Raw genomic sequence first — 25,000 nt, 5'->3', positions numbered from 1 at the left:
TTTCTTGGGGGCAGGGTAAAAAAATGATTTTCGGCGTGTTGAAATATTGGTTTAAAAAAATTTGAAGGAATTAAATAAAAATCAGATAATTATGAAGAAGTTAATGTTGTGGGCAGTTGCTTTTGTACTATTCATATCGTGCGGACAGCAGGAAGAAAAATCTGAAATGGATGGATTTATCAGCGATTTGATGAGCCAGATGACCATTCAGGAAAAAATTGGTCAATTGAACCTGATAACACCCGGAGGGGGAATTCCCACCGGGTCGGTGGTGAGCACCGATGTGGAATCAAAAGTGAAAGCCGGGAAGGTAGGTGGAATTTTCGGCATTTACGGACCGGATAAACTGCGGCAGGCACAACAAATGGCTGTGGAAGAAAGCGCGCTGGGAATTCCCATGATTTTTGGTGCCGACGTGATTCACGGGTACAAAACCACATTTCCCATTCCGTTGGGTTTATCGTGCAGCTGGGACATGGAACTGATTGAAAAAACTGCCCGTGTAGCTGCTACCGAAGCCACTGCCGACGGTATTTTCTGGAACTTCTCGCCAATGGTTGACATTGCCCGCGATCCCCGGTGGGGCCGTGTGGCCGAAGGTGCCGGGGAAGATCCGTACCTCGGTTCGGAAGTCGCCAAAGCTATGGTGCGCGGATATCAGCAAGATGATTTGAAACGGGAAAACACCATGATGGCCACCGTAAAACATTTAGCGCTTTATGGCGCTTCGGAAGCTGGGCGCGATTACAATACTGTGGATATGAGCCGGATGCGGATGTTCAACGAATATTTGCCTCCCTACAAGGCGGGAGTCGAAGCAGGGGCAGGTTGTGTCATGTCGTCATTTAATGATGTTGACGGTGTGCCAGCTTCTGGAAATAAATGGCTGTTAACAGATGTTCTGCGCGAAAAGTGGGGATTCAATGGATTTGTGGTTTCTGACTACACTTCAGTAAACGAAATGATTGCCCACGGACTGGGCGACTTGCAGGCCGTTTCGGCACTGGCGCTGAAAGCCGGGCTCGACATGGACATGGTGGGCGAAGGTTTTTTAACCACTCTGGAAAAATCGCTGGAAGAAGGAAAAGTGACGGAAGCGGACATTGACCTGGCCTGCCGTCGGGTTTTGGAGGCGAAATACAAACTGGGTCTGTTCGACGATCCCTATCTTTACTTCGACGATGCCCGCCCCGAACGGGATATTTTAACCGAAGAAAACCGGCAGTTTGCGCGGGAGGCAGCCGCCCGTTCTTTTGTGTTGCTGAAAAATAATAATCAGGTGTTGCCGCTTAAGAAATCCGGTACAATTGCCCTGATTGGCCCACTGGCCAATGATAAAAATAATATGCTCGGAACCTGGGCGCCCACCGGCGATCCGCAGCTTTCGGTGCCGGTTTTGGAGGGAATAAAAAATGTTGCAGGTGATGAGGTAACTGTTTCGTATGCCAAAGGAGCCAACATTTCCGACGACCCGGTTTTTGCTGAAAAAGTGAATGTTTTTGGAACACGTATCGACATTGACGAACGCCCGCCAGAAGTGATGCTGCGCGAAGCAGTTAATACTGCACGCCGTGCGGACGTGATAGTCGCTGTTGTGGGCGAAGCTTCTGAAATGAGCGGCGAATCGGGTAGCCGGACAAACCTGGATGTGCCTGAAAACCAGAAAAAACTCATCCGTGCCCTGGCCGAAACCGGGAAACCGCTGGTGCTGGTGATAATGAGCGGCCGCCCGTTAACGCTGGAAGAAGAAAATGAACTGGCTGATGCCATTCTGCAAGTCTGGCACCCGGGCGTGGAAGCCGGAAATGCCATTGCCGATGTGTTGTTCGGTGAATACAATCCCTCGGGAAAACTGACCATGACTTTCCCGCGAAACGTGGGACAGATTCCCATCTACTACCGTCACCGGACGACCGGAAGGCCGCAGGATGGTGATGAATTCCAGAAATTCCGCAGCAATTATCTTGATTCACCCAATTCGCCGCTTTTCCCGTTTGGTTATGGATTGAGCTATACAACATTCGATTACAGCGATATCTCCCTGGATAAATCAAAAATATCAGAAAAAGAAACGCTGGAGGCAACCGTAAACGTTACAAATACAGGTGATCACGATGGGGAAGAAGTGGTGCAGCTTTACATTCGCGATGTGGTCAGAAGTATTACTCCCCCGGTGAAGGAACTCAAAAGGTTTCAAAAAATACATTTGGAAGCCGGAGAATCGCGAGAAGTCAGTTTTACCCTTTCCGAAGAAGATTTGAAATTTTACAATTACGACCTGGATTTTGTGGCCGAACCGGGTGATTTCAACCTGTTTATCGGCAGCAGCAGCGACGAGGTGAAAGAAGCTTCGTTCGTTTGGGAATAAGATGTTTTCGAGTAAGGGATTTCATCTGGAAAGAACAGATGAAATCCCGGGAAACTTCGGATGTTGCTATACGGAACAGAGGTTTGAAAAAATATTAAACTACTATCACTTTCACTTCATTTTTCTCAAGCCTGGTTTTTTCTTCTTCTTTTATCCCTGAATCTGTGATAACCATGTCAATATTTGAGACGGGGCCAATAGGTTGTTGATCCTGAATCCAGTACAATGGTGTCGCCATCATCAATCAACTTAACGGCTGCCTTGGCAATCCGCTGTTTTTCTTTGAGAAATTCTTTTTGTTTTTCGGCAATTGTGGGGTCGTTTTTAATGCGATAAAATTTGATTTTAATCGCTCCTCCACGTGCACGTATCAACATATTTTTTTTTCTCTGCTCGTTTTGGCTTCATTGTCAAAATGATCAGAGATGATTAATAATGACTTAAATATACTAATAATCAGGCATATAAACTAATAATTAAACGTATTCTATTTTAGTAAAGTAGAAATAACATAAGTAAGAAAGCGTCAAATTTTGAAAAAAATAAAAAAACAAAAATTAATTTCCCGAAAAGCTCTTATTCAGATACCGCTTTAACCTTGTAGCCTCTTTTCTCAATTTCTGTTTCAATTTGATTGAGACTGGCTTTCGATTCATCAAAAACCACAACAGCAATTGAGTCGTTCAAGCAGGCTGTAACCGACTCAATCCCTTCAAGTTGATTAATTCCTTTTTCGATTGAAGCCATGCACATATCGCAATGCATTCCGCCAATGCTAATGGTTTTTTCAACTACGGCAGCTGTACTGTTTTTCTGGCCTTCGCCAGCAGATTGCTTTTTGCTGCCCGACTGGCATCCGAAAAACAGGGCTAAAAAAACAACTAAAATAAATTTTGACATCGCTAATTAATTACTGGTTAATGTATTGCAGCGATTGGCATTACAATTTTACGGGCCTGTTAACTTTTGTTTTCAGCAAAGCAAAATCGAGAACATCCATAATTGTTTTCACAAAGTGAAAATTCAATCCCTTCAGGTACTCATCCTTGATCTCCTCCAAATTCTTTTTGTTCTCTTCCGAAAGGATTATTTCAGTTATCCCGGCTCTTTTGGCAGCCAGTATTTTTTCTTTAATGCCACCAACCGGCAGCACTTTGCCCCGAAGTGTAATTTCGCCGGTCATGGCAAGGTTCTTTTTCACTTTCTGCTGTGTAAATGCCGATGCCAGCGAAGTAACCATTGTTACTCCTGCCGAAGGTCCATCTTTTGGTATGGCACCTTCTGGTACGTGAACATGCACATTCCAGTTACTGAAAATTTCAGGGTTTAGCCTCAAATCATCTGCGTGCGATTTTAAATACTCATGCGCCAGCATTGCCGATTCTTTCATCACATCGCCCAGGTTTCCGGTAAGTGTGAGTGTACCTTTTCCCTTGCTCAGGCTTGTTTCCACGAACAGGATTTCGCCACCAACAGCAGTCCAGGCAAGCCCGGTTACCACCCCGGCAAACTCATTTCCCTGGTAGCGTTCTTTGGAATATTCTGTCACCCCTAAATATTCACGCACGTCGTCTTTTGTGAGTTTTTTGTTGTAAGGCTCTTCGAATGCTATTTTTTTGGCGACGCGCCGAATGATTTTAGCAATTTTTTTATCCAGTTCCCTGACACCGGACTCACGGGTGTACCCATCAATTATCAGTTCGATAGTTTTTTTCGGGAAAGTGACTTCGCTCTTTTTCAAGCCATGATTTTCCAGCTGTTTGGGAATGAGGTGCCGTTTGGCAATTTCTATCTTCTCTTCCACCAGATAACCGCTCACTTCAATCAACTCGAGCCTGTCGCGCAGTGGCGGGGCAATTGTGCTTAACGTATTGGCAGTTGCAATAAACATTACTTTTGAAAGGTCGTAGTCCATTTCCACGTAATTGTCGTGAAATTCCGAATTTTGCTCCGGGTCGAGCACTTCGAGCAGTGCTGAAGCCGGATCGCCGTAAAAATGCTTGGAAACCTTGTCGATTTCATCAAGAATAAATACCGGGTTCGATGTTTTGACTTTCTTAATATTTTGGATAATTCGTCCGGGCATGGCACCAATATAGGTTTTGCGGTGCCCGCGAATTTCCGATTCATCGCTAAGGCCGCCAAGGCTCATTCGCACGTATTTGCGGTCGAGCGCACGTGCAACTGATTTTCCGAGCGAAGTTTTACCAACCCCGGGAGGACCGTAAAGGCAAAGAATCGGGGCTTTCATATCGTTTTTTAGTTTAAGCACGGCCAGGTGTTCCAGTATTCTTTCCTTCACCTTTTCAAGACCATAATGATCTTCATCCAGCACTTTGCGGGCATTTTTCAAATCGAAATTATCTTCGGTGAATTCATTCCACGGAAGTTCGGCCAACGTTTGACAGAAAGTGTACTGCACCGAGTATTCCCCGGCAGCCGGGTTTAACCGGTGAAGTTTTTCCACTTCTTTTTCATAAAAACGTGCCACCTCTTTGCTCCACTTTTTGTTTTTGCCCTTTTCTTTTAACTCATTAATTTCCTGTTCCACCGGATTACCACCCAACTCGTCCTGAATGGTTTTCATTTGCTGATTGAGCATGAATTCGCGTTGCTGCTTATCCATGTCGGTTTTCACCTTTTTCTGGATATCCTGTTTCAGCTCCAGCATTTGAACCTCTTTTACAAGGTAACTGATAGCCTGCACGCCCCGATCTTTTAAACTGTCGATCTCGAGCAACGTCTGTTTGTTTTTAACATTGATATCGGTATTTGAACAAATGAAGTTGATAAGGAAAGTGGAGTTTTCAATGTTTTTTACAGCAAAAGTAGCCTCGGGCGGAACATTGGCTGAGAACTGTGCGATTTTAATTGACAAATCTTTTAAAGAGCCTACAATAGCATTGAATTCTGAATCGTTTTTCGATGTTAAATCGCTAAGTGGTTGAACAGATGCTTTGTAGTATGGTTCGTCGGCAATAAATTCCATGGCAGAAAAACGCCTTTTCCCCTGTATAATTATCGATGTTGAACCATCGGGCATCTCCAGTATTTTCAGAATTTCGGCCACAGTACCTATTGAAAACAAATCCTCTTTTTTGGGATCGTCAATGGTATAATCGCGCTGGGCCAATGCGCCCAGAAGCCGGCTACCTTTGTAAACATCCTGTATTAACTGCAAGGATTTTTTACGCCCTACTGTAATGGGAAGCACTACTCCGGGAAACAATACTGTGTTTCGCAGGGGCAGAATAGGTAACACATCGGGTATGTCTGTATTTTTAAGTTCATTATCATCTCCGTCGGCAATAATCGGTATATAATCCGAGTCACTTTCCATCGAACCGTTCAATAATATATCTTGTAATCCTGAATTTTTTATTTTACCCATAATCAATTAATTAATGTCAAACTGACGGAACTGAATCCGCAAAAATACAACAGTGGTAACTGTCAATAGCCATGCCACTCCCCGAAACGAATAATAAATGCCGTATGTTCATAGAAATACTACTTCTTTACCGACATTTTTTCAGGTGCCTGGCATTTGAGTTTTACCGGGAGCTTTTTCTATGTTACCTGATTTTGAAGAATTATAAACTATTTTCCATAAAAAAAGCCCCGCAATACGGAGCTTTTCAATTATCAGTAAAATTGATTACTTTTTCTTTTTTTCCATGTGTTTTCCATAGCGGCTCATAAACTTATCAACTCGTCCTGCGGAGTCAACCAGTTTAACTTTACCTGTATAGAAAGGATGCGAAGTATTTGAAATCTCTAATTTGTACAACGGGTACTCTGTTCCTTCAACTTCAACTGTTTCTTTTGTTTCAACTGTTGAGCGGGTGATAAAGGTATGCCCGTTCGACATATCTTTGAAGGCAACCAGTCTGTAATCTGTTGGATGAATTCCCTTTTTCATTGCTTATTCTTTTAATTGTTTTTGAATGGTTACATTTTTCACTGCAATCCATTCCTAATTCATTTTTAACTTTTTAAAGGCCTGCAAAGATAAATATTGTATTCAAGAAACCAAAACGATTTTTAATTTCATTTTTCATGAACGGCTTTTTTCTTTACCCGGTTCAGGGGTAATAATGGGTGCCCTGGTGAAAGGTTTGTTCCGATCGAACAAATAGCGCATAGTATAATGCGTTTTTGCCCGCTTGCCACCAACCGATTCGTAAAGGGCTACAATTTTGGGATTGAAATCGCCGGCCCAGGAAAGTTCCATTTCGGTGTACCAGGGTTTGCGGTACATTGCAGGACGAAGATGCCAGAAAATGGCGGCATCGATTCCGGAGCGCTGAAATTTTGGAACAATTCCAATTATGAGGCTGCGTGTGCGTGTCATGGTTTTCCGCCATCTCAGCCACAATAATTTCGGGAAATTCCAGGTTGTAATCCGGCCGTTCAGTTTGGCCAGTATCTGGTTAAAGTCGGGTACGGCAACAAAAAGTGCAATGGGGTCTCCCTCGTGATAGGCAAACCATATTAAATCTTCTTCAATTAAAAATTTTGCACTGAAAATAAACTCATTCAAATCATCCTTGTCGATGGGTTTGAAATGCTCGTGAAACCGCCAGGCATTATCGTAAATTTGCGCAAAATCGTCAATAAACTTTTCTTTTTCTTTCCACGAAAAGTGCCTGAAGCTGTATTGTGGTTTTTTTGCTACCCACTCGGCCACTTTCCAAAACCGATCGGGCAGCTCGGGCAAGGTGGTATCGAGGTGATAACTGTATTGTTCAAAATAAACTTTAAAACCGTAATTCTCAAACAATTTCACGTAGTACGGAGGATTGTAGGGCATTCCAAAACCCTGGGGCATAAACCCGTCGGCCAGTACTCCCCAGTTCATGTAATTTTCACCAAAGTTAACCGGCCCATCCATGGCTTCCATTCCTTTTGTTTTCAGCCAGTCGCGTGCAGCGTCGAAAAGCAGGTTGGCAGCTTCCTGGTTATCTACACATTCAAAAAAACCGCACCCTCCGGTAGGCTGCTCAAAAATTTTGGCTTTGTCGAGATTGTAAAAAGCAGCGATTCTGCCCACCAACTCCCCGCTGTTATTTTTTAAAACCCATCTTTTGGCTTCGCCGTTTTTGAAAGATGGATTTTTTTTGGGGTCAAAAATATTTTCTACCATCCCTTCGAGCGGACAAGCCCAGTTCGGATCATCACGATAAATGAGATGCGGAATTTTATGAAAAAGTTTTTTTGACTTTTTATCGGTTACTTCAATGAGTTGCATTTTTATAATTTAAGTTAACCTTGATTAGGTTGTTTTTACAAAGGTAAATGATGATTAGTTAATAACAGGAGCCCTTTCGAATTCTTTTTCACGATTAAATAAATAACGCATAGTAGCATGAGTTAGTGTTTGTTGTGCGCCAAACGATTTAAAAAGCGCATTCATTTTTAGATTAAAGTCTCCAACCCAACTCATTTCCATGTCGTTATACCAACTTTTCCGGAGCATCACTTTTTTTAAGTGATAGAAAATACCTGATTCAATTCCCAGACGCTGGAACTTTGGCACAACGCCCAAAACAATTACCCTGCAACGCGTAATTGTTTTGTTCTTACGGTAATAAAGCAATTTCAACAGGTTTATAATATTGATTTTCCCTGTTTTCAGTTTTCGGATAATCTGGTTCAAATCCGGGATCATCATCAAAAAGGCAATGGGTTTATTGTTATGGTAAACAAACCATATAAACTCTTCATCCAGGATAAGGCGGGCATCCTGAACCATATTTTGTAGCTGGGAAAACCTTACCGGTTTGTAATTCCCGTGATCCGACCAGGCCTGTCGGTGAATTTCAATAAAATCGTGTATAAATTTCTCCTGATTCCTGAATGTGAAATGCTCGAACGAATATTCCTTTTTTTTGGCAACCCATTCTGCAATTTTCCAGAACCTGTCGGGCAAATCAGGGTTGGTAACATCCATTGAATAGCTCAGTTGTTTGTAAAAAATTTTAAACCCGTAATCTTCAAACAATTCGCGATAGTATGGCGGATGATACTGCATGCCAAACGTTTGCGGCTGAAAACCATCGAGAAGCAGCCCCCAGTAAAAAAAGTTTTCACCAAAATTCACCGGGCCATCCATGGCTTCCATGCCATTTTCGTACAACCATTTTCGGGCCGTATCGAAAAGCAAAAATGCAGCTTCTTTATCGTTAACACATTCAAAAAAACCAATGCAACCGGTTGGCTGACTGTAACCTTCGTAATAATCAGAATCGTAGAAAGCCGCAATTCTACCAACAAATTTTCCCTGTTTTTTCACCAACCACCTGCAGGCATCACCTTTCTTAAACTTATCGTTTTTCCTGGGATTAAAAGCATTTTCAATCATTGGTCTCAGTTGCGGGGTGTAATTTGGATCATTTTTAAAAATGGTTTGCGGCACCTCATGAAACTGATTTATTAATTTTTTCCCGGTAACCTGAACTACGTTCATAATTCAATCCTGTTTAATCATGTGTCGAAAATAATATATTGAACAAAAATACCCAAAACTGGCTAGTAAGTAAAATCACAATATAAAAGAACATTGTTGTACGGTTAAATTTTATTCAAGAAAAAGTTTTCCATTGAAAATGAATTGCTTATTAATAAAGACTAAAGCCAATTTTTCTTTCTTCAAAACCCCCAGCTTAAGCTGGGGGCTATAAACCCGTGTCAAATAGAGGCTTTAGCCATTAATCTTTAAACAAAAATAACTAAAAAAAGAAAATGTTAATAATACAAATAGCAAAACATTTTACTATAGGTTATTTGTCTAAACAAGCATAATTATTCTCATCATTATATATCTTTGTTTAATAAACCTTTCTTAAGGCAGGAAAATAAAGGCCTTATGTGCGTGTTAACAAAAATTATAAATATTTGAAAGAGTTAATTACAAAATGGTAAACCTGGGAATTGTTTTTAAAGTCATCAGCCGAAACCTTTTTATTGCAACTGTATCATTATTCGTTTGTATTGGAATTGCCCTGATATATCAGGAAAATACCTGGCCGTTTATATATGCAATGGCAATTACCACAATCATGGGTGTTTGTTTTCAATTTCTTTCACAAAAATTTCAAAGTTCTGTTGAATTAGGAAAACGTGAGGCCTATTTGTCAGTTACTTTTTCTTGGTTTTTCATTGCTTTGGCAGGAAGTCTTCCCTATCTGTTTTCAGGAGCCATCCCTTCTTTTGTTAATGCGCTGTTTGAATCGGTTTCCGGCTTTACCACTACCGGGTCGTCTATTCTGACCGATATAGAATCGCTGCCAAAATCAATTCTTTTCTGGCGTAGTTTAACACATTGGATTGGTGGCATCGGTATTGTGGTGTTGTTTATAGTTGTTATGCCCTCGCTTCACGAAGGGGGCTACCATTTGTTCACACTTGAATCTTCTTTCCAGGAAAAAATCCAGCCTAAAATAAAATCGGTGGGACAACGGCTTCTGTACATTTATGTGATCCTGACCGCTGCAGAAACTGTTTTGCTGCTTGTTGGCGGAATGAACCTGTTTGAAAGCGTTTGTCATGCTTTTGGGACAGTAGCCACCGGCGGATTTTCACCCAAAAACACCAGCATTGGCGGCTATAGTCCATACATTCAGTATGTGGTTATGCTTTTTATGCTCCTGGGAGGTACGAATTTCGTTATCCACTATTATTTGGTGAAACGGGAATTCAAAAAAATTAAAGAGAACGAAGAGATCAGGTTTTTTCTTCTGGTAGTATTTGGCCTTGGCATTTTCATCGCCCTCTCGCTGTTTTTTAAAACCGGTAAACCGCTTGAAGAATCATTTCGCGAATCGTTTTTCCAGGTTATTTCCATAGTAACCTGTACAGGATATGCCACAGCCGATTATCTGCTTTGGCCGCAGTTTGCCTGGTTAATCATCTTTTTTGCCATGTTTCTGGGCGGGAGTACAGGATCAACAGCCGGCGGTATTAAAATAGCACGTCACCTGTTGTTTTTTAAAAACATCCGGCGATTTTTCCGGGAATCGGCCTACCCGCGCGCAGTTATTCCACTAAAACTGAATGGAAATGTGATTAACGAATCAACCAATCAAAACATTCAGTCTTTTTTATTCACCTACCTTGGTGTTTTTGCAATTGGAGCCGCTGCGCTTGCCTTAACAGGCCTTGACGGGGCAACTGCAGCAAGCTCTGCAGCAACCGCCATGGCGGGTATTGGGCCGGGAATTGGAACAGTGGGGCCAGCAGCCAATTTTGCCCATTTAACGGGTATTGCAAAATTAACGATGACATTCCTGATGATTTTGGGGCGACTGGAAATTTATACCGTACTCATTTTATTTACCCCGAATTTTTGGAGAGAATAACAAATTAACGGTTGCTATAATTACATTTGATAAAATTTAGTGTCCTCAGTCAGAAAATATTAAAAAAACTGCGGGAATGGTATCAGAAAGCGGTCATCATCCTTTCGGTACGCGATTCGGAAGAAGACATCATAAAAGCTTTGGACAACGGGGCCAAATTTATTGTTGCACAAGGTCAGAGCGTGGATTCGGCAGCAGGCCAGCTTCATATAATTGAAAAACTGGAGGCCTTTGAAGAAACGCCAGACCTGCAAGTTGACAATATTAACTGGGCCGGTAGCTGAAAGATGTTTATAAAAAAAGGCTCAATAACAGGAAGATACTTTTTAAGAAAAGCAGGTTGCATCTTTCATTTCTCCATTAAAAATTCAATACCTATATTTATACCGGTTATGAAAGACATTGAGCTATTGGTTCGCTTACTCCAAATGTCTGTGTTTTTCAACCAGACTGCCGTCAGGCAAGTTATCGGCATTATCCCAATTTGAAAACGGTTAAAAAAGAACTTAACTATTTTCAAAATTGGTATTAGATGTTCATAAAACCTTTCAGCCCACAGCCTGGAAGTTTGTATTTGAGAGTTAAACTGAAAATTAATGCGCTAATAAATGAGGCTACTTTTCAATATACCATTTACTGAACCCGTAATTATAATAACATTAATACTTGTTATATTACTTTTATCACCGGTTATTTTTGAACGTTTGCGCATTCCGTCAATAGTTGGATTACTAATCAGTGGCGCTTTAATTGGCCCGAATGGTTTTAACCTCCTGCCACCCGATCTCGAATTTAGCCTGTTGGGCACAATTGGATTGTTGTACCTGATGTTCTTAGCAGGGCTCGAGATTGATATAATCGATTTCATTAACAATAAATGGAAAAGCATTTTTACAGGTCTTGCATCATTTATTTTACCCTTTTCCCTGGGATTTCTTATTTCGAGGCACCTGCTCAATTTTTCGGTATATGCTTCCTGGCTGATTGGCGCAATGCTGGCATCACATACACTCATCTCATACCCTGTGCTGGGGCGACTTGGAATCATTAACAAGTCAATTGTAACAATAGGTGTAGGAGCAACCATTATTGCCGATGTACTGGCTCTGGTGGGGATGGAACTGATAACAAACTTTGCTGAAAAGGGATTCAATTGGTATGATATGCTCCATTTGGGGTTAAATTTTATTTTGTTTTTTATTGTCGTGTTATTCATTTTTCCAAAAATTTCGAGGATATTCTTAAATAAATATGAAGGAGAGCTTGGGTTACAATATATTTTTGTACTGGTTATTCTGTTTTTATCGGCATTCGTGGCATTAATCCTGAATATTGAGCCCATTATCGGTGCCTTTTTTAGCGGATTGGTTCTTAACCGGTTAATTTTCAAAAACTCACCACTCTACAAAAGGATTGAATTTATTGGGAATAATCTGTTTATTCCGTTTTTTATAATTTCAATCGGCCTGCTGGCAAATTTTAAAATTTACATCAACGATCCCAAGCAAATTGGTATTACCCTGATTTTAATTTTAACTGCTTTTGCCAGCAAATACCTGGCAGCGTGGCTTTCCAAAGTGTTTTTAAAATTTACCAACACCGAAAAAAACCTGATATTCGGTCTGAGTGTTTCAAGAGCAGCATCTGCCATTGCAATTATTCTGATTGGATTTAATATGGGAATTATTTCGGAGACAGTGCTCAATAATACCGTAATTTTAATCCTGGTCACCAGCATAAGCAGTTCCTATATTACTCAAAAGGCAGGAAAAAAATTATTATTTGAAGAAGAAACAATAAGCGAGAATAATAAAGAAAAACAAAAAATTCTTGTTCCTTTGGCCAACCCTTCCAATATGGCAAACCTGCTTGAGTTTGCCAGCCTCATAAAAAAAGAAGATAATAATCTACCTGTTTATCCACTTACAATTTTTACCAACCGAAGCGAGGTAAGAGATAAAATTGATAAAAACCATGAGGAAATTGCCCAGGCTATTAAGGCCTTGCATTCAGATGTTATATTTGAAACCAGTTCGCGAATCGACAATAATGTAACCGATGGTATCGTCAGGGCAGCCGAGGAGGTAGTTGCCACCACAATTGTTATGGGATGGAATAAAAACAAAACTCCTTTTCATATTCTGTTCGGCAATGTGCTCAATAACTTACTTAATAAAACAGAACGCATGGTGATGGTACTCAAAACACCATCCAGCTTCCGTGGTGTAAAAAAAATAGACCTTTGGTGCCCCGAAAATGCCCAATATGAAAAAGGGTTTCACCTTTGGCTTGAGACAATTAGCTTTCTTATAAAAAAATTGCAGCTAAAGGTGAATGTTGAATGCAGTTCAGCACAAACCATCGAAGCCATTAAACAGTATGTTTCCAAAAACGGAACCCTTAAATATTTTAATATCCAACAAAATGAAGAAATCCTGCAATTAAATGAAAACATCAGAAACTCCTCAACCGAGTTGCTTGTTTTCGTTCATTCAAGGAAAAAAACGATATCTTATAATAAAACATTCGAACATGTAATGAATAACAGAATTGCCAGGTTTGATAAGAATAATATAGTAATTATTTATCCCGAGCAATAATGCCACAAACCTTTTCACAGGAAAATAAAGTAAGCCAACCACCTGGCGAACTTGAACTCGACAGTTTCTACAAAAAATACGTGAATGCAGAGGGTATTCCTGTTATCAGTTCATGGAGAGTTCCCTACGAAGCGCTGATTAAAGTAGCTCAAATGGCTGGATTTTTCTAAAAAACCTGCCTGCTGAGGTGACTGTACATAATCACTTCAAATAGCAGATTTTTTCTAAACCCATGGTATCTGCAATGAAAAAAGAAATTGATAGCCTAAATTGGATAATTTTCCCGGATTTTCTGTTTTCTTTTAACATCGGAAGATTAACTTTGTTATTCATTAAAAATGAACCACTGATTATGTCAAAAATTCTTGTTATCGACGACGAACGCAGTATTCGTAATACATTGAAAGATATTCTCGAGTACGAAAAATACGAAGTGGATTTGGCAGAGGATGGCAAAAAAGCACTGGGAATGGTAAAAAATGTCGAATATGATATTGTGCTTTGCGACATTAAAATGCCCGGCCTCGATGGCATAGAAGTTTTGGAGCAACTTCAGAAATTAACGCCCGATACACCTGTGATAATGATTTCAGGACACGGAAATATTGATACAGCAGTTGAATCGATAAAAAAAGGAGCGTACGATTTTATTGAAAAACCACTCGACCTCAATCGTTTGCTGATAACTATCCGTAATGGAATGGATAAATCGACCCTGGTGAACGAAACCAAAATTCTGAAAAATAAAGTCAGCAAAAAATTTGAAATAATTGGCGAATCACCTGCCATTAAAAAAGTGATTGAAATGGCCGACCGCGTGGCACCTACCGATGCCCGGGTATTAATTACAGGTGCCAACGGAACAGGCAAAGAGCTGGTGGCCCGGCGTATTCACGACCAGAGCAGTCGGTCATCGGGGCCTTTTGTGGAAGTGAACTGCGCTGCCATTCCCTCGGAGTTGATTGAAAGTGAATTGTTTGGGCACGAAAAAGGCGCTTTTACTTCGGCAGTAAAACAGCGCAAAGGGAAATTTGAGCAGGCAACTGGTGGCACGCTGTTTCTCGACGAAATTGGCGATATGAGCCTCCCGGCCCAGTCCAAAGTTTTGCGGGCATTGCAGGAGAGCGTGATTTCACGGGTTGGCGGCGACAAACACATTAAGGTTGATGTGCGCGTTGTGGCAGCTACCAACAAAAATATTTCAGAAGAAATTGACGCAAATCGGTTTCGCGAAGATTTATACCACCGGCTGAGTGTAATTTTGATCCATGTGCCGGGTTTGAACGAACGACTGGAAGATATCCCACTTCTGGCTGGTTATTTCATCAACCAGATTTGCAACGAATATGGAATGCCTGAAAAAGCGATAACTGAAGATGCTATAAAAGAGCTTCAAAAAATTAACTGGACCGGTAACATCAGGGAATTCCGCAATGTAATTGAGCGGCTGATTATTTTGTGCGACAAACAAATAACCGGCGACGATGTTGTCCGCTTTGCCATGCCCATAAAATAAACGTTTAATAACCTTTATTCAGGATCTTCCCATTCGCTGTTTCCCTTGTCCTGGATGTAGGTTTCAATATGGCGATCGTATTTTACCTGGTAAATGTCTTTTATGGTAACAATAATGCCTGTTTCCAACGCCCCGCCAAAATCTTTGTTAAGTGCCGTTCCAAATGTTTTCATCGAGGGAGAAATATTCATATATGCATTAATAAGCGGCGGCACGTTTTCGCCGTAAGATCTTACTGTCTGCACAAGAATTTTGTAGTCTTTACTGTAGTCTTTGCCGGTAAATACTGCTTTCATCTCCTCCTCGTCGTAGTCAAATTCCACCGGTTTTTTCGGATATACCAAATTCTCTTTGTCGCGGAAATATTTTTTAAAAAAATACTGGATCAGGTTCCGCGCTTCATTGTGAAAGTGTTGATACATGGTGACTTTCCCGAAAAAATACTCAATTTCCGGATAATCGACTGTGAGTGCACCCAATCCGTCCCACAGGTTATCCAGTGCAAAAAGTGCTTTTGCCCCGGCTTTGCTCGATTGATAACTGGGCTGAACAAATGAACGTCCCAGTTCGAGCGTGTGCGGCAAATATTCTTCAGTAAATTTTTCCGATAAATGAAAAAGGTGCGCAGTGGCCATCATTGCTTCCCCGTCTTCGTTTTTGGGGGTTTCAGAACAGTTCATGTACCGGTACCCGCCTAGGATTTCGCGGGCTTCGGGATCCCAAACAATTAGCTGTTTGTAAGGGAAATCGGCAATATCGTAATCATCAATATCGGTTTCTTTACCGGTGCCGCCACCTGCATCGCGAAAAGTAATTTCGCGCAACCTGCCTATTTCATGCATAATGTCCGGTGAATCTTTATGGGTTACCACGTAAATTTCATTGCCGCCCTTGTTGGTTTTACGCAACATTTTTTCCGGGGTGAGTTCGGCAATAATTTGATCTTTTGGTAGTGGCGCTACTATATCTTTCATTCGTAATCTTTTTATCAAAACTGAATACAAAATTAACAAATAACAATTAGAATATTAAAGCAGTCCTGTTTTAATTTGCATCGCTTGTGTTTACTGGTAACTGATATACTTTTTCTTTAACAATTGTTGCCCATTCCCGGTGGGTTTTATACCGATCGAACGAGGTGTATGGAATGGGTTTTCCGAAGTAAATGCGGACATCGGAGTTGCGGTGGCGCATGGTTTCATCGGGCAGAAAAAACATCTCAAGGTTCCATTTAATTCTGAAAAATTTACGCAGTTTGGCCAGCCGGTAAAACCGGTTCGAATTTCGGCCGCCAATAAAAACAGGGATTACATCGCGCTTGTATTGAATCGCTTTCGAGATAAAATGTTTTTTCCATTCCAGGTCAACAATTTTCCCTTTTATTTTTCGTGATGCCAGTCCCGATGGGAAAATTAAGATTTGCATGTCAGATTCATAAGCTTCCCTCAGCAACATGGCCGCATCGCGACTGTGCCCGCCGTGTTTGTTTACGGGCACGAAAACCGATTTCATCTGTGGGATATTCAGTAAAATATCATTGGTAAGAAATCGTAATTCTCCCAGTTTTTTGTCAACGGTTTTCATCAGCAACATGGCATCGAATCCACCTAATGGGTGGTTGCTTGCAAAAATATACCGGCCCGATTCCGGTACGTTTTCAAGGCCGTATAAATGTTCTTTTACATTGAACTCGGTAACTACCTGGTCGATGAAGTCAATGCCTCTGAGGTGGCCGTACCTTTCCAGTAAATTGTTAATAAAATCAATGTGCATAATGCGCCTGAGGTACCGGTAAACAAAACCGGGAATCATTTTGGCCAGCCCGGGACTTTTGGAAGCAATGACCTCCTTCATGTCAATGGGCTTTAAAGCTTCTGTTGTTACTTCTTTTGCCATTATACTCTTTATAAAACAGGCCACTAAATTAATTGAATTGAAAGAACTGGCAATATTTTAGGCTAAGAGCTACCCGGAGTATTACGCAAAAATAATGTGCTTACAGGAAAATAAAATTTAAAACAGGAGTTATCAACGGCTGTTGATAATTTTGTGTGATGAGTTGTAAAACATTGATTATATGAGTATTTGGCTTTTTTTGACCTGGCGTTTTATTTATGTTTCCAACATCTAATTAACAGTTTTTCAACAAAATTGCAGGTGTAACAGGTTAGTGCAAAGTGGAATAATGTGGAAGAAAATGGAATATTATGGAAGAAATTTTTACTTTTACACTACGAAAATCTATTTTCTGAAAAATGACAGAATTTACAGGGACATATCATGCAACCATCGACGATAAAGGCCGTTTTGTTTTGCCTTCGGCCTTTAAAAAAGAGATGGGTGAAATGGCCCTGGAGCCACTCGTTATTGAGCGGAATTTGTTCAAAAACTGTCTCGATATTTACCCCGAAGCGTTTTGGAAAGACAGGGTAGAGGCTTTTAAAAGTACGCTCGATCCCTTCGATGAGGAAGATGATGCATTCCTGCAGTTTTTTTATGAGAACTTTATCAAGGTGGGAATGGCAGCCAATGGGCGCATAAATGTGCCCGGCGAATATCTCGGTTACGGGAAACTGACAAAGAGCGTGAGGCTAATCGGAATGGGGCGTTCTATCCGGATGTGGGATTCGGCAGAATATGAAGCCGGACGAATGGATAAATCCACATTTGCCAAACGTTTTCAGGAAAAAAGAAAGAAAAAACAGCAAGGGCAATGACAAATGAATATCACATACCGGTTTTGCCCGGGGAGTCTGTTGAGGGGTTAAACCTTTTTCCCGGAGCTGTTGTGGTGGATGCCACTTACGGTGGCGGAGGCCATTCACGGCTCATCCTTAATGAACTGGGGGATGGGAGGCTTTTTGCCTTCGACCAGGATGAGGATACTGCCGGCAATGTGATTCACGATGACCGGCTTTTTTTTATCCGGCATAATTTCAGGTACCTGAAAAATTTCCTGCGCTACCACGGAGTTGAAAGTGTAGATGCAGTTTTTGCCGACCTGGGCGTTTCGTCACACGATTTTGATGAAGCCGGCCGTGGTTTTTCGTTTCGTTTTGACGAGAAACTCGATATGCGGATGAACCGTGACGCAACCACAGATGCTGCCGGAGTGGTTAACAATTACCCTGAAGAGCAGTTGATTTTTGTTTTCAAAATGTATGGCGAAATTAAAAATGCCAAAAGGCTGGCAGCGGAAATAACCAGGGAACGAAGCAATGAACCTTTAAAAACAACCGGACAGCTAAAAGAAGTGGCGTTGCATTGTGCCCCGAGGGCGATTCAAAATAAATACCTGGCGCAGGTTTTTCAGGCTTTGCGCATTGAAGTGAACGACGAAATGGAAGCCCTGAAAGAATTTTTGCAGGCATCGCTCGAGGTACTTAAGCCGGGTGGCAGATTGGCTGTTATTACTTACCACAGCCTGGAAGATCGCCTGTGTAAAAATTTTATGAAAGCAGGCAATTTCGAGGGCAAAATTGAAAAAGACTTTTACGGGAACCAGGTTACTCCTTTTCGTTTGGTAAACAGAAAGGTGATTGTTCCCGGCACCGAAGAAGTGGAGAAAAACCCGCGCTCGCGCAGCGCAAAATTAAGGATAGCAGAAAAAATTTGATATGGCAAAAAAAATTAAAAACAGTAAAAAGAAAAGCGGAATGAAACCGTTCCTCGGGGGAACAATCCTAACCGATGAACGGGTAACCCGTCAGCTACCGTTTTTGTTCCTTCTTGCCTTTTTTGCCCTGGTGTTAATTACCAACCGAAACTGGTCGGAACGCACCATCAGGCAAATTGAAGTATTGCAGGACACGCTCGAAGAATTACGGTCCGAGTCGATTACACTTTCGGCCAAACTGATGGATGTCAGCAGGCCGTCGGAAGTGGTGGAGAAAGTTAAGGAGTCGGGAATTGGTTTGGAGGAGCCTACCCGGCCTCCCCGGAAAATTAAAGTTCAAAAGAAGTAAAAGGTGGATATCAGAAAGTCAATAGTATCGCGCATAGCCATTATTTATTTCATACTGCTGTTGTTTGGAATAGCGGTAATTTTTAAAATGGTTTCTGTTCAGCAAATTAAAAATGAACGGTGGCAGCAAATTGCTAAAAATCTGGAAGAGAACACGCTTCGTGTGCAACCCAATCGCGGGAATATTTGTGCCGACGATGGCAGTGTTTTGGCCACTTCAGTTCCCGGGTATTTTGTCAGAATTGACCTTGCTGCCGAAGGGGTAAAACGGGTGTTTAACAACCAAAGCGACTCGCTGGCTTATGCACTTTCTGCCTTTTTTAAAGATGCTTCGAAAAATGAATATGCAAGAAGGCTGAATGCAGCCTACCGGAAAGGCGATCGCGGATATATGCTCACTCTCCGGAAAGTGGACTACCATGAACTTCAGCAAATCAAGAAATTCCCTATTTTGCGCAGGGGGCGTTTTGGCGGGGGAATGATTATCGAACAGGAAAACAAAAGGTTAAATCCGCTGGGATCGCTGGCACTCCGCACTATTGGCGATTTGAACAAAGGAGCCTATGGCGGGGTGCACGGCAATATTGGTTACACCGGACTTGAGGGGGCATACGAACAATACCTGAAAGGCGAGGAAGGTATCAGCTACAAAGAAAACCTTTCGGGCCGCTGGGTTACCCGGACTGAAATTGAACCCCGCGATGGCATGGATCTGATAACTACCATCAATATTAAATTACAGGATATTACTGAGAGTGCACTTTACCGTCAGTTGAAAAAAATGAAAGCCGACTGGGGGACAGCTATTTTAATGGAAGTTGAAACCGGTGAAATAAAAGCCATTTCGAACCTCGGAAGAGAAAACGGCGACTATTTTGAAAATTACAATTATGCCATGGGACATGCCGGGAATTACGAGCCCGGTTCAACCTTCAAACTGGTTTCGCTGGTGGTTGCAATGGAAGATGGATTAATCGATACGAGCGATGTTTTTGATACCGGCAGCGGCGTTTGGAAATACAAAGGACAAACGATTTACGACAGCGACTACCGTTACGGCGGTCATGGGAAAATGACTGTCAAACAAATATTTGAGAAATCTTCCAACGTAGGTGTCGCGAAAATAATCACATCGTGTTATGAAAACAATCCGGAAGATTTTGTGGACCGGATTTTCAATTTCGGGTTGAATAAGCCTCTCGGAATGGAGATTAAAGGCGAAGCCCAGCCGTTTTTTAAATACCCGGGCGACTCCGACTGGTGGGGCACCACGCTGGCGTGGATGTCGTATGGTTACGAATCAAAAATGACCCCGCTGCAGTTGCTCACATTTTACAATGCAGTAGCCAACAACGGGCGTATGGTAAAACCCCGGCTGGTTAAAGAAATCAGGAACAACGGGATGCAGGTCAAGCAATTTAAAACCGAGGTGCTGAACCCGATGATTACAACTAAGGAGACCCTTGGGAAAGCTCAAAAACTGCTTGAGGGGGTTTGTGAAAACGGCACGGGGCGTTCGCTTCAGAACCCGTGGTTTAAAATAGCCGGTAAAACCGGTACGGCGCAGGTGGCAACAAGCCAGGGAGGTTACAAAAAAGGAATGTACCTGGCCTCTTTCGCAGGTTATTTCCCGGCTGATGACCCGAAATATTCATTAATAGTGACAGTAAACAACCCGAGGGGCGGGACCTATTACGGCGGCTCGGTTGCAGGGCCTGTGTTTAAAGAAATTGCCGAAAAAGTGTATGCGGCGCGTATCCTGTTCGATGATGCGCCCGAAGAGAAAACGTTGCCCTCCGAACCGCAATTGCCCGAAATTAAAAACGGGAATCCTGAAAATATTTTTCGGCTGGCAGAAGAATTAAGCATTGAAAACCTGGAAAGCAAATCTGTTTCAGGGCTTGTAAAAGTGAAAAAAGTTGATAATCGGATTATTCTGGATGAAAATGAAACAACAGTTGGTTCTGTGCCCGATGTGACAGGGATGGGAGCCAGCGAAGCCATTTTTTTACTGGAAAATGCCGGGTTGCAGGTACGCCTGAAAGGCATGGGGAAAGTTGTTCGGCAATCGCTGAAACCAGGTACAAGAGCCAACCGTGGCGATATTGTTTATATAACACTGGGATGAAAATGAATTTAAGAAAACTACTGGAACATATTGATTTTTTGGAAGTGCACGGAAAAACTGACCGTGAAATTGAAGGTGTTGAATTCGATTCACGCAAAATTAAAAAAGGTTCGGCTTTTGTGGCCCAGCCCGGATTGCATGCCGACGGGCACCGGTTTATTCCTGCAGCACTTGAAAATGGCGCTGCAGTAGTTTTTTGTGAAGAATTTCCGAAAGAATTACCTGCCGCTGTTACGTTTGTTTCAGTAAAAAATTCCGGTTTGGTTTTGGGAAAACTGGCCGCAGCTTTTTATGGTTTTCCTTCACAAAAAATGAAAGTGGTGGGTGTAACCGGAACAAACGGCAAAACCAGCATTGTTACTTTGCTTTACCGGCTTTTTATTCAGCTGGGACATAAATCCGGTTTAATTTCCACCATCGCTTATCTGGTAAACGATAAAGAAGCCACCGCCACGCATACTACACCCGATGCGTTGCGTATTCAGCAATTAATGGCGCAAATGGTTGAGGCCGGCTGCGAATATTGCTTTATGGAAGTAAGTTCGCACGCGGTGCAGCAGCAACGTATTGAAGGAATTGATTTTGCCGGCGGGGTCTTTACAAATATCACACACGATCATCTCGATTACCATAAAACTTTTGCGGCTTACATTAAAGCCAAACAACAGTTTTTTGATAATCTTCCGGCTACGGCATTTGCACTCACCAACATCGACGATAAAAACGGACGGGTGATGGTGCAAAATACAAAAGCCAGGGTAATAACCTATTCCAATCGGGCACTGGCCGATTACCACTGCAAAGTGATTGAAACCCATTTTAACGGAATGATGCTCAACCTGGCCGGACGCGAAGTGTGGACACGGTTTGTGGGGAAATTTAACGCTTCGAACCTGCTCGCTGTTTTTGCGGTTGCGGTAAATCTGAATCAGGATGAAGATGAAGTACTGACACACCTCAGCAACCTTGAACCGGTAAAAGGGCGTTTTGAAACTGTTCGCAGCAACGATGGGAAAATGGGGATTGTGGATTATGCCCACACGCCCGATGCATTGAAGAATGTTTTGACGGCCATCTCAGGAATTCGCTCGGGAAACGAACAGGTAATTACCGTGATTGGTGCAGGTGGCGACCGCGATAAAACAAAGCGCCCCGAAATGACGCAGGAAGCCATTGCCGGAAGTGATAAAGTAATCCTGACTTCCGATAACCCGCGCACCGAAGATCCGGCACAAATTATCCGCGATATGGAAACCGGAATTGGGGTGGCCGACAAAAACAAAGTGATTTCTATTGAAAACCGGCGGGAAGCTATAAAAACAGCAACGCTGATAGCACAACCCGGTGATATAATTCTGGTAGCCGGAAAAGGCCACGAAAGTTACCAGGAAGTTAACGGTGTGAGGCACCATTTTGATGATGTGGAAGAGTTGAAAAATTGTTTTGGTATAAGCGAATAAAGGCAAAAAGCTATGCTCTATTATTTATATGAATTACTGGCTGAATACGATATTCCCGGGTTGGGGATGTTTCCATACCTCTCCTTTCGGTCGGGGGCAGCCATTATTTTATCACTGGTGATTACACTTGCCTTTGGTAAAAAAATGATTCGCCTGCTGCAGCGCAAACAAATTGGTGAAGAAGTGCGCGACCTTGGTCTCGAGGGGCAACTGCAAAAGAAAGGGACTCCAACAATGGGCGGGTTGATAATTCTTGCAGCCATAATTATCCCCACATTGCTTTTTGCCCGGTTAGATAATATTTACATCCTGCTGATGCTCATAACCACTGCTTTTCTTGGCCTCATTGGTTTTATCGACGACTACATAAAAGTATTCCTGAAAAATAAAGAAGGTCTGGCCGGGAAATTTAAAATTCTGGGGCAGGTGAGCCTGGGCCTTTTTGTGGTTGCAACTCTTTTCCTGAGCGATGAAGTTAAAGTTCGCCAACATGTGCAGAGCGCCAGTGGCACGGATTTAACACAGGTCATTACAGATCCGGTTACGGGCGAGCGTACCACAAAATTTGTAACCGAAGATGTGAAATCAACAAAAACAACCATTCCGTTTTTCAAAAGAAATGAATTTGATTACCAATGGCTTGTGGCATTTGCGGGCAGCGCGAGTTCATGGCTGAAATGGATTGTTTATGCACTGGCCATTATTTTAATAATCACTGCAGTTTCAAATGCTACCAACCTCACTGACGGCATTGACGGGCTGGCAGCCGGCACATCGGCAATTAGTGGCGTTACGCTTGGTGTGCTGGCTTATGTGAGTGGTAACATCATTTATGCCGATTACCTGAATATCATGTACATACCCAGTATTGGCGAGTTAACTGTTTTTATTGCTGCTTTCATTGGGGCAACTGTTGGTTTTTTGTGGTACAATTCATTCCCTGCACAAGTGTTTATGGGCGATACAGGTAGCCTGGCGCTAGGAGGGATTCTGGCTGTTTTTTCGGTTATTATCCGCAAGGAAATTTTAATTCCGCTGCTGTGTGGAATTTTCCTCATAGAAAACCTGTCGGTTGTGATTCAGGTGTCGTGGTTTAAATATACCAAAAAGAAATATGGCGAAGGTCGCCGGGTGTTTTTGATGAGCCCTATTCATCACCATTACCAGAAGAAAGGAATTCCGGAACCGAAAATAACAACGCGCTTCTGGATTGTAGGAATCCTGTTGGCGGTTTTAACAATTGTAACATTAAAAATCAGGTAAGTTGAAAAACAAAATTGTCATACTCGGAGCCGGTGAAAGCGGGGTGGGGGCAGCCATTCTCGCGCAAAAACAGGGGTATGCCGTTTTTGTTTCCGACCTGGGAAAAATTAAAGAGAAATATAAAAACGTTCTTTCACAGAAAAAAATTGATTTTGAAGAAGGCAGTCACTCCGTGGCCAGGATTCTGGATGCGGAAACAGTGGTGAAAAGCCCCGGGATACCGGAAACGGCCCCACTCATTCAAAAATTGAAAAACAGGCAGGTTCCGGTGATTTCTGAAATTGAATTTGCCGGAAAATTTACAAACGCCAAAACCATCTGCATTACCGGCAGCAACGGGAAAACAACAACATCACTGCTTACATTTCACATTCTGAAAAATGCGGGGTTAAACGTGGGGCTGGCCGGAAATGTGGGACAAAGCTTTGCCTGGCAGGTGGCTGAAAAACAGCATGATATTTATGTGATTGAGCTCAGCAGTTTTCAGCTCGACGGAATGTACAATTTCAGGGCCGATGTGGCTGTTTTGCTGAACATTACTCCCGATCATCTCGACCGGTACGGGAACTCGATGCAAAACTACACCGATTCCAAATTCAGGATTATTCAAAATCAAAGAGCAAACGATTATTTCATTTTCTGTGACGATGATGAAATCATTCAAAAAGAAATAAAAAAACGAGAGATAAGACCTGTTGCGGTTCCTTTTGGGTTTTCAGGACCAAAGTTGCCGGGGGCAGGCATTGCAAGCGATAAGATGATTATTAATATTAACCAAAATCAATTCAGTATGTCTATTCTGGATTTATCATTACAGGGGAAACACAATATTTATAATTCCATGGCAGCAGGCATTGCGAGCATGGTTTTGGAAATCCGCAACGACCAGCTCAGGGAGAGCCTTTCCGATTTTAAAGGAGTTGAACACCGCCTGGAACACTTTTTAAAAGTGCACGGAATTGAATTTGTGAACGACTCCAAGGCCACAAATGTGAATTCCACCTGGTACGCGCTGGAGAGTATTCGGCAACCTATTGTCTGGATTGCGGGAGGGATCGACAAAGGCAACGATTACAGCATGTTGCACGCGCTGGTAAAAGAAAAAGTAAAAGCCATTGTTTGTCTCGGAAAAGATAACTCAAAACTACATGCGGCTTTTGACGGCATTGCAAAAAATGTGGTGGATGCGGCGAGTATGGAAGAAGCTGTAAAAGCAGCCTACTACCTTGCCCGCAATGGCGACACCGTTTTGTTATCGCCGGCTTGTGCCAGTTTCGATCTGTTTGAAAACTATGAAGACCGGGGAGATCAGTTTAAAAACGAAGTAAGAAATTTGTAAAA

21 protein-coding genes are annotated in these 25,000 nt (G+C 42.2%); 13 read left to right on the top strand and 8 right to left on the bottom strand.

Annotated elements, in window-relative coordinates; genetic code table 11:
* The first annotated feature begins 91 nt into the window (after nt 1-91).
* Nucleotides 92-2,368: a beta-glucosidase BglX gene (bglX, locus tag ACTCNA_RS00380; RefSeq protein WP_462945907.1), complete on the top strand. Its 2,277-nt coding sequence runs from the start codon at nt 92-94 to the stop codon at nt 2,366-2,368.
* 176 nt (nt 2,369-2,544) lie between these two features.
* On the opposite strand, the gene ACTCNA_RS00375 is transcribed toward bglX, so the two are convergent.
* The 6 genes from ACTCNA_RS00375 to ACTCNA_RS00350 form a co-directional block, all read right to left on the bottom strand.
* Nucleotides 2,545-2,745: a hypothetical protein gene (locus ACTCNA_RS00375; protein ID WP_462945906.1), complete on the bottom strand. Its 201-nt coding sequence runs from the start codon at nt 2,743-2,745 to the stop codon at nt 2,545-2,547.
* A 199-nt stretch (nt 2,746-2,944) separates the two neighbouring features.
* Complete coding sequence (locus ACTCNA_RS00370; protein ID WP_462945905.1) at nt 2,945-3,268, bottom strand: heavy-metal-associated domain-containing protein; 324 nt, start codon at nt 3,266-3,268, stop codon at nt 2,945-2,947.
* 40 nt (nt 3,269-3,308) lie between these two features.
* Entirely contained in the window at nt 3,309-5,759 is a 2,451-nt protein-coding gene (gene lon, locus ACTCNA_RS00365) for an endopeptidase La (protein WP_462945904.1), read from the bottom strand.
* 267 nt (nt 5,760-6,026) lie between these two features.
* Nucleotides 6,027-6,290, bottom strand: coding sequence for a type B 50S ribosomal protein L31 (locus ACTCNA_RS00360; RefSeq protein WP_462945903.1), 264 nt, complete (start codon nt 6,288-6,290; stop codon nt 6,027-6,029).
* Between the two features lie 135 nt (nt 6,291-6,425).
* Entirely contained in the window at nt 6,426-7,619 is a 1,194-nt protein-coding gene (locus ACTCNA_RS00355) for a GNAT family N-acetyltransferase (RefSeq protein WP_462945902.1), read from the bottom strand.
* Between the two features lie 54 nt (nt 7,620-7,673).
* The gene (locus tag ACTCNA_RS00350) at nt 7,674-8,837 is read right to left on the bottom strand and encodes a GNAT family N-acetyltransferase (protein WP_462945901.1); all 1,164 of its coding nucleotides are present in this window, start codon (nt 8,835-8,837) and stop codon (nt 7,674-7,676) included.
* 448 nt (nt 8,838-9,285) lie between these two features.
* On the opposite strand from ACTCNA_RS00350, the gene ACTCNA_RS00345 reads away from it, so the two are divergent.
* The 5 genes from ACTCNA_RS00345 to ACTCNA_RS00325 all read left to right on the top strand — a co-directional run bounded on the left by ACTCNA_RS00345 (nt 9,286) and on the right by ACTCNA_RS00325 (nt 14,844).
* Nucleotides 9,286-10,728 (top strand): TrkH family potassium uptake protein, encoded by a 1,443-nt coding sequence (locus ACTCNA_RS00345; protein WP_462945900.1) that lies wholly within the window; start codon nt 9,286-9,288, stop codon nt 10,726-10,728.
* Nucleotides 10,729-10,754: 26 nt separating this feature from the next.
* The gene (locus ACTCNA_RS00340; RefSeq protein WP_462945899.1) at nt 10,755-11,012 is read left to right on the top strand and encodes a hypothetical protein; all 258 of its coding nucleotides are present in this window, start codon (nt 10,755-10,757) and stop codon (nt 11,010-11,012) included.
* Nucleotides 11,013-11,336: 324 nt separating this feature from the next.
* Nucleotides 11,337-13,328 (top strand): cation:proton antiporter domain-containing protein, encoded by a 1,992-nt coding sequence (locus tag ACTCNA_RS00335; protein ID WP_462945898.1) that lies wholly within the window; start codon nt 11,337-11,339, stop codon nt 13,326-13,328.
* Nucleotides 13,328-13,498, top strand: a complete 171-nt coding sequence (locus tag ACTCNA_RS00330) for a hypothetical protein (protein ID WP_462945897.1) — start codon at nt 13,328-13,330, stop codon at nt 13,496-13,498. The genes ACTCNA_RS00335 and ACTCNA_RS00330 overlap by 1 nt, the downstream gene beginning before the upstream one ends.
* A gap of 182 nt (nt 13,499-13,680) precedes the next feature.
* Nucleotides 13,681-14,844, top strand: coding sequence for a sigma-54-dependent transcriptional regulator (locus tag ACTCNA_RS00325; protein ID WP_462945896.1), 1,164 nt, complete (start codon nt 13,681-13,683; stop codon nt 14,842-14,844).
* Between the two features lie 14 nt (nt 14,845-14,858).
* Here the strand turns inward: ACTCNA_RS00325 and ACTCNA_RS00320 are convergent, their stop codons facing one another.
* Together ACTCNA_RS00320 and ACTCNA_RS00315 are read right to left on the bottom strand one after the other, a co-directional pair.
* Nucleotides 14,859-15,818 carry a GNAT family N-acetyltransferase gene (locus tag ACTCNA_RS00320; protein ID WP_462945895.1) on the bottom strand — a complete coding sequence of 320 codons (960 nt, stop codon included), beginning with the start codon at nt 15,816-15,818 and terminating at the stop codon, nt 14,859-14,861.
* Nucleotides 15,819-15,888: 70 nt separating this feature from the next.
* Nucleotides 15,889-16,740, bottom strand: a complete 852-nt coding sequence (locus ACTCNA_RS00315; protein ID WP_462945894.1) for a 1-acyl-sn-glycerol-3-phosphate acyltransferase — start codon at nt 16,738-16,740, stop codon at nt 15,889-15,891.
* A 359-nt stretch (nt 16,741-17,099) separates the two neighbouring features.
* Here ACTCNA_RS00315 and ACTCNA_RS00310 point away from each other — a divergent pair, with 359 nt between their 5' ends.
* The 7 genes from ACTCNA_RS00310 to murD are packed head-to-tail and all read left to right on the top strand — an operon-like array spanning nt 17,100 to nt 24,998.
* On the top strand, nt 17,100-17,561 hold the full coding sequence (locus tag ACTCNA_RS00310; RefSeq protein WP_462945893.1) for a division/cell wall cluster transcriptional repressor MraZ: 462 nt from the start codon (nt 17,100-17,102) through the stop codon (nt 17,559-17,561).
* Nucleotides 17,558-18,460, top strand: a complete 903-nt coding sequence (rsmH, locus tag ACTCNA_RS00305) for a 16S rRNA (cytosine(1402)-N(4))-methyltransferase RsmH (protein ID WP_462945892.1) — start codon at nt 17,558-17,560, stop codon at nt 18,458-18,460. Before ACTCNA_RS00310 ends, rsmH begins: the two co-directional genes overlap by 4 nt.
* 1 nt (nt 18,461) lies before the next feature.
* Entirely contained in the window at nt 18,462-18,809 is a 348-nt protein-coding gene (locus tag ACTCNA_RS00300) for an FtsL-like putative cell division protein (RefSeq protein ID WP_462945891.1), read from the top strand.
* Nucleotides 18,810-18,812: 3 nt separating this feature from the next.
* On the top strand, nt 18,813-20,936 hold the full coding sequence (locus ACTCNA_RS00295) for a penicillin-binding protein (protein ID WP_462945890.1): 2,124 nt from the start codon (nt 18,813-18,815) through the stop codon (nt 20,934-20,936).
* Nucleotides 20,937-20,938: 2 nt separating this feature from the next.
* On the top strand, nt 20,939-22,396 hold the full coding sequence (locus ACTCNA_RS00290; protein WP_462945889.1) for a UDP-N-acetylmuramoyl-L-alanyl-D-glutamate--2,6-diaminopimelate ligase: 1,458 nt from the start codon (nt 20,939-20,941) through the stop codon (nt 22,394-22,396).
* A 12-nt stretch (nt 22,397-22,408) separates the two neighbouring features.
* Nucleotides 22,409-23,659: a phospho-N-acetylmuramoyl-pentapeptide-transferase gene (mraY, locus tag ACTCNA_RS00285; RefSeq protein WP_462945888.1), complete on the top strand. Its 1,251-nt coding sequence runs from the start codon at nt 22,409-22,411 to the stop codon at nt 23,657-23,659.
* Between the two features lies 1 nt (nt 23,660).
* The gene (murD, locus tag ACTCNA_RS00280) at nt 23,661-24,998 is read left to right on the top strand and encodes a UDP-N-acetylmuramoyl-L-alanine--D-glutamate ligase (protein ID WP_462945887.1); all 1,338 of its coding nucleotides are present in this window, start codon (nt 23,661-23,663) and stop codon (nt 24,996-24,998) included.
* Nucleotides 24,999-25,000: the final 2 nt, after the last annotated feature.

Source organism: Tangfeifania sp., assembly GCF_055108615.1.
Note: the sequence above shows the minus strand (reverse complement) of the source record. Positions and strands in the feature narration are given on the sequence as shown.

Coding starts and splice junctions, on each gene's coding strand:
- ACTCNA_RS00360 (WP_462945903.1), bottom strand. CDS start 6,290: ATGAAAAAGGGAATTCATCCAACAGATTACAGACTGGTTGCCTTCAAA.
- ACTCNA_RS00310 (WP_462945893.1), top strand. CDS start 17,100: ATGACAGAATTTACAGGGACATATCATGCAACCATCGACGATAAAGGC.
- lon (WP_462945904.1), bottom strand. CDS start 5,759: ATGGGTAAAATAAAAAATTCAGGATTACAAGATATATTATTGAACGGT.
- ACTCNA_RS00330 (WP_462945897.1), top strand. CDS start 13,328: ATGCCACAAACCTTTTCACAGGAAAATAAAGTAAGCCAACCACCTGGC.
- ACTCNA_RS00290 (WP_462945889.1), top strand. CDS start 20,939: ATGAATTTAAGAAAACTACTGGAACATATTGATTTTTTGGAAGTGCAC.
- ACTCNA_RS00320 (WP_462945895.1), bottom strand. CDS start 15,818: ATGAAAGATATAGTAGCGCCACTACCAAAAGATCAAATTATTGCCGAA.
- rsmH (WP_462945892.1), top strand. CDS start 17,558: ATGACAAATGAATATCACATACCGGTTTTGCCCGGGGAGTCTGTTGAG.
- ACTCNA_RS00350 (WP_462945901.1), bottom strand. CDS start 8,837: ATGAACGTAGTTCAGGTTACCGGGAAAAAATTAATAAATCAGTTTCAT.
- ACTCNA_RS00370 (WP_462945905.1), bottom strand. CDS start 3,268: ATGTCAAAATTTATTTTAGTTGTTTTTTTAGCCCTGTTTTTCGGATGC.
- ACTCNA_RS00335 (WP_462945898.1), top strand. CDS start 11,337: ATGAGGCTACTTTTCAATATACCATTTACTGAACCCGTAATTATAATA.
- bglX (WP_462945907.1), top strand. CDS start 92: ATGAAGAAGTTAATGTTGTGGGCAGTTGCTTTTGTACTATTCATATCG.
- ACTCNA_RS00355 (WP_462945902.1), bottom strand. CDS start 7,619: ATGCAACTCATTGAAGTAACCGATAAAAAGTCAAAAAAACTTTTTCAT.
- ACTCNA_RS00345 (WP_462945900.1), top strand. CDS start 9,286: ATGGTAAACCTGGGAATTGTTTTTAAAGTCATCAGCCGAAACCTTTTT.
- ACTCNA_RS00315 (WP_462945894.1), bottom strand. CDS start 16,740: ATGGCAAAAGAAGTAACAACAGAAGCTTTAAAGCCCATTGACATGAAG.
- ACTCNA_RS00375 (WP_462945906.1), bottom strand. CDS start 2,745: ATGTTGATACGTGCACGTGGAGGAGCGATTAAAATCAAATTTTATCGC.
- ACTCNA_RS00325 (WP_462945896.1), top strand. CDS start 13,681: ATGTCAAAAATTCTTGTTATCGACGACGAACGCAGTATTCGTAATACA.
- ACTCNA_RS00300 (WP_462945891.1), top strand. CDS start 18,462: ATGGCAAAAAAAATTAAAAACAGTAAAAAGAAAAGCGGAATGAAACCG.
- mraY (WP_462945888.1), top strand. CDS start 22,409: ATGCTCTATTATTTATATGAATTACTGGCTGAATACGATATTCCCGGG.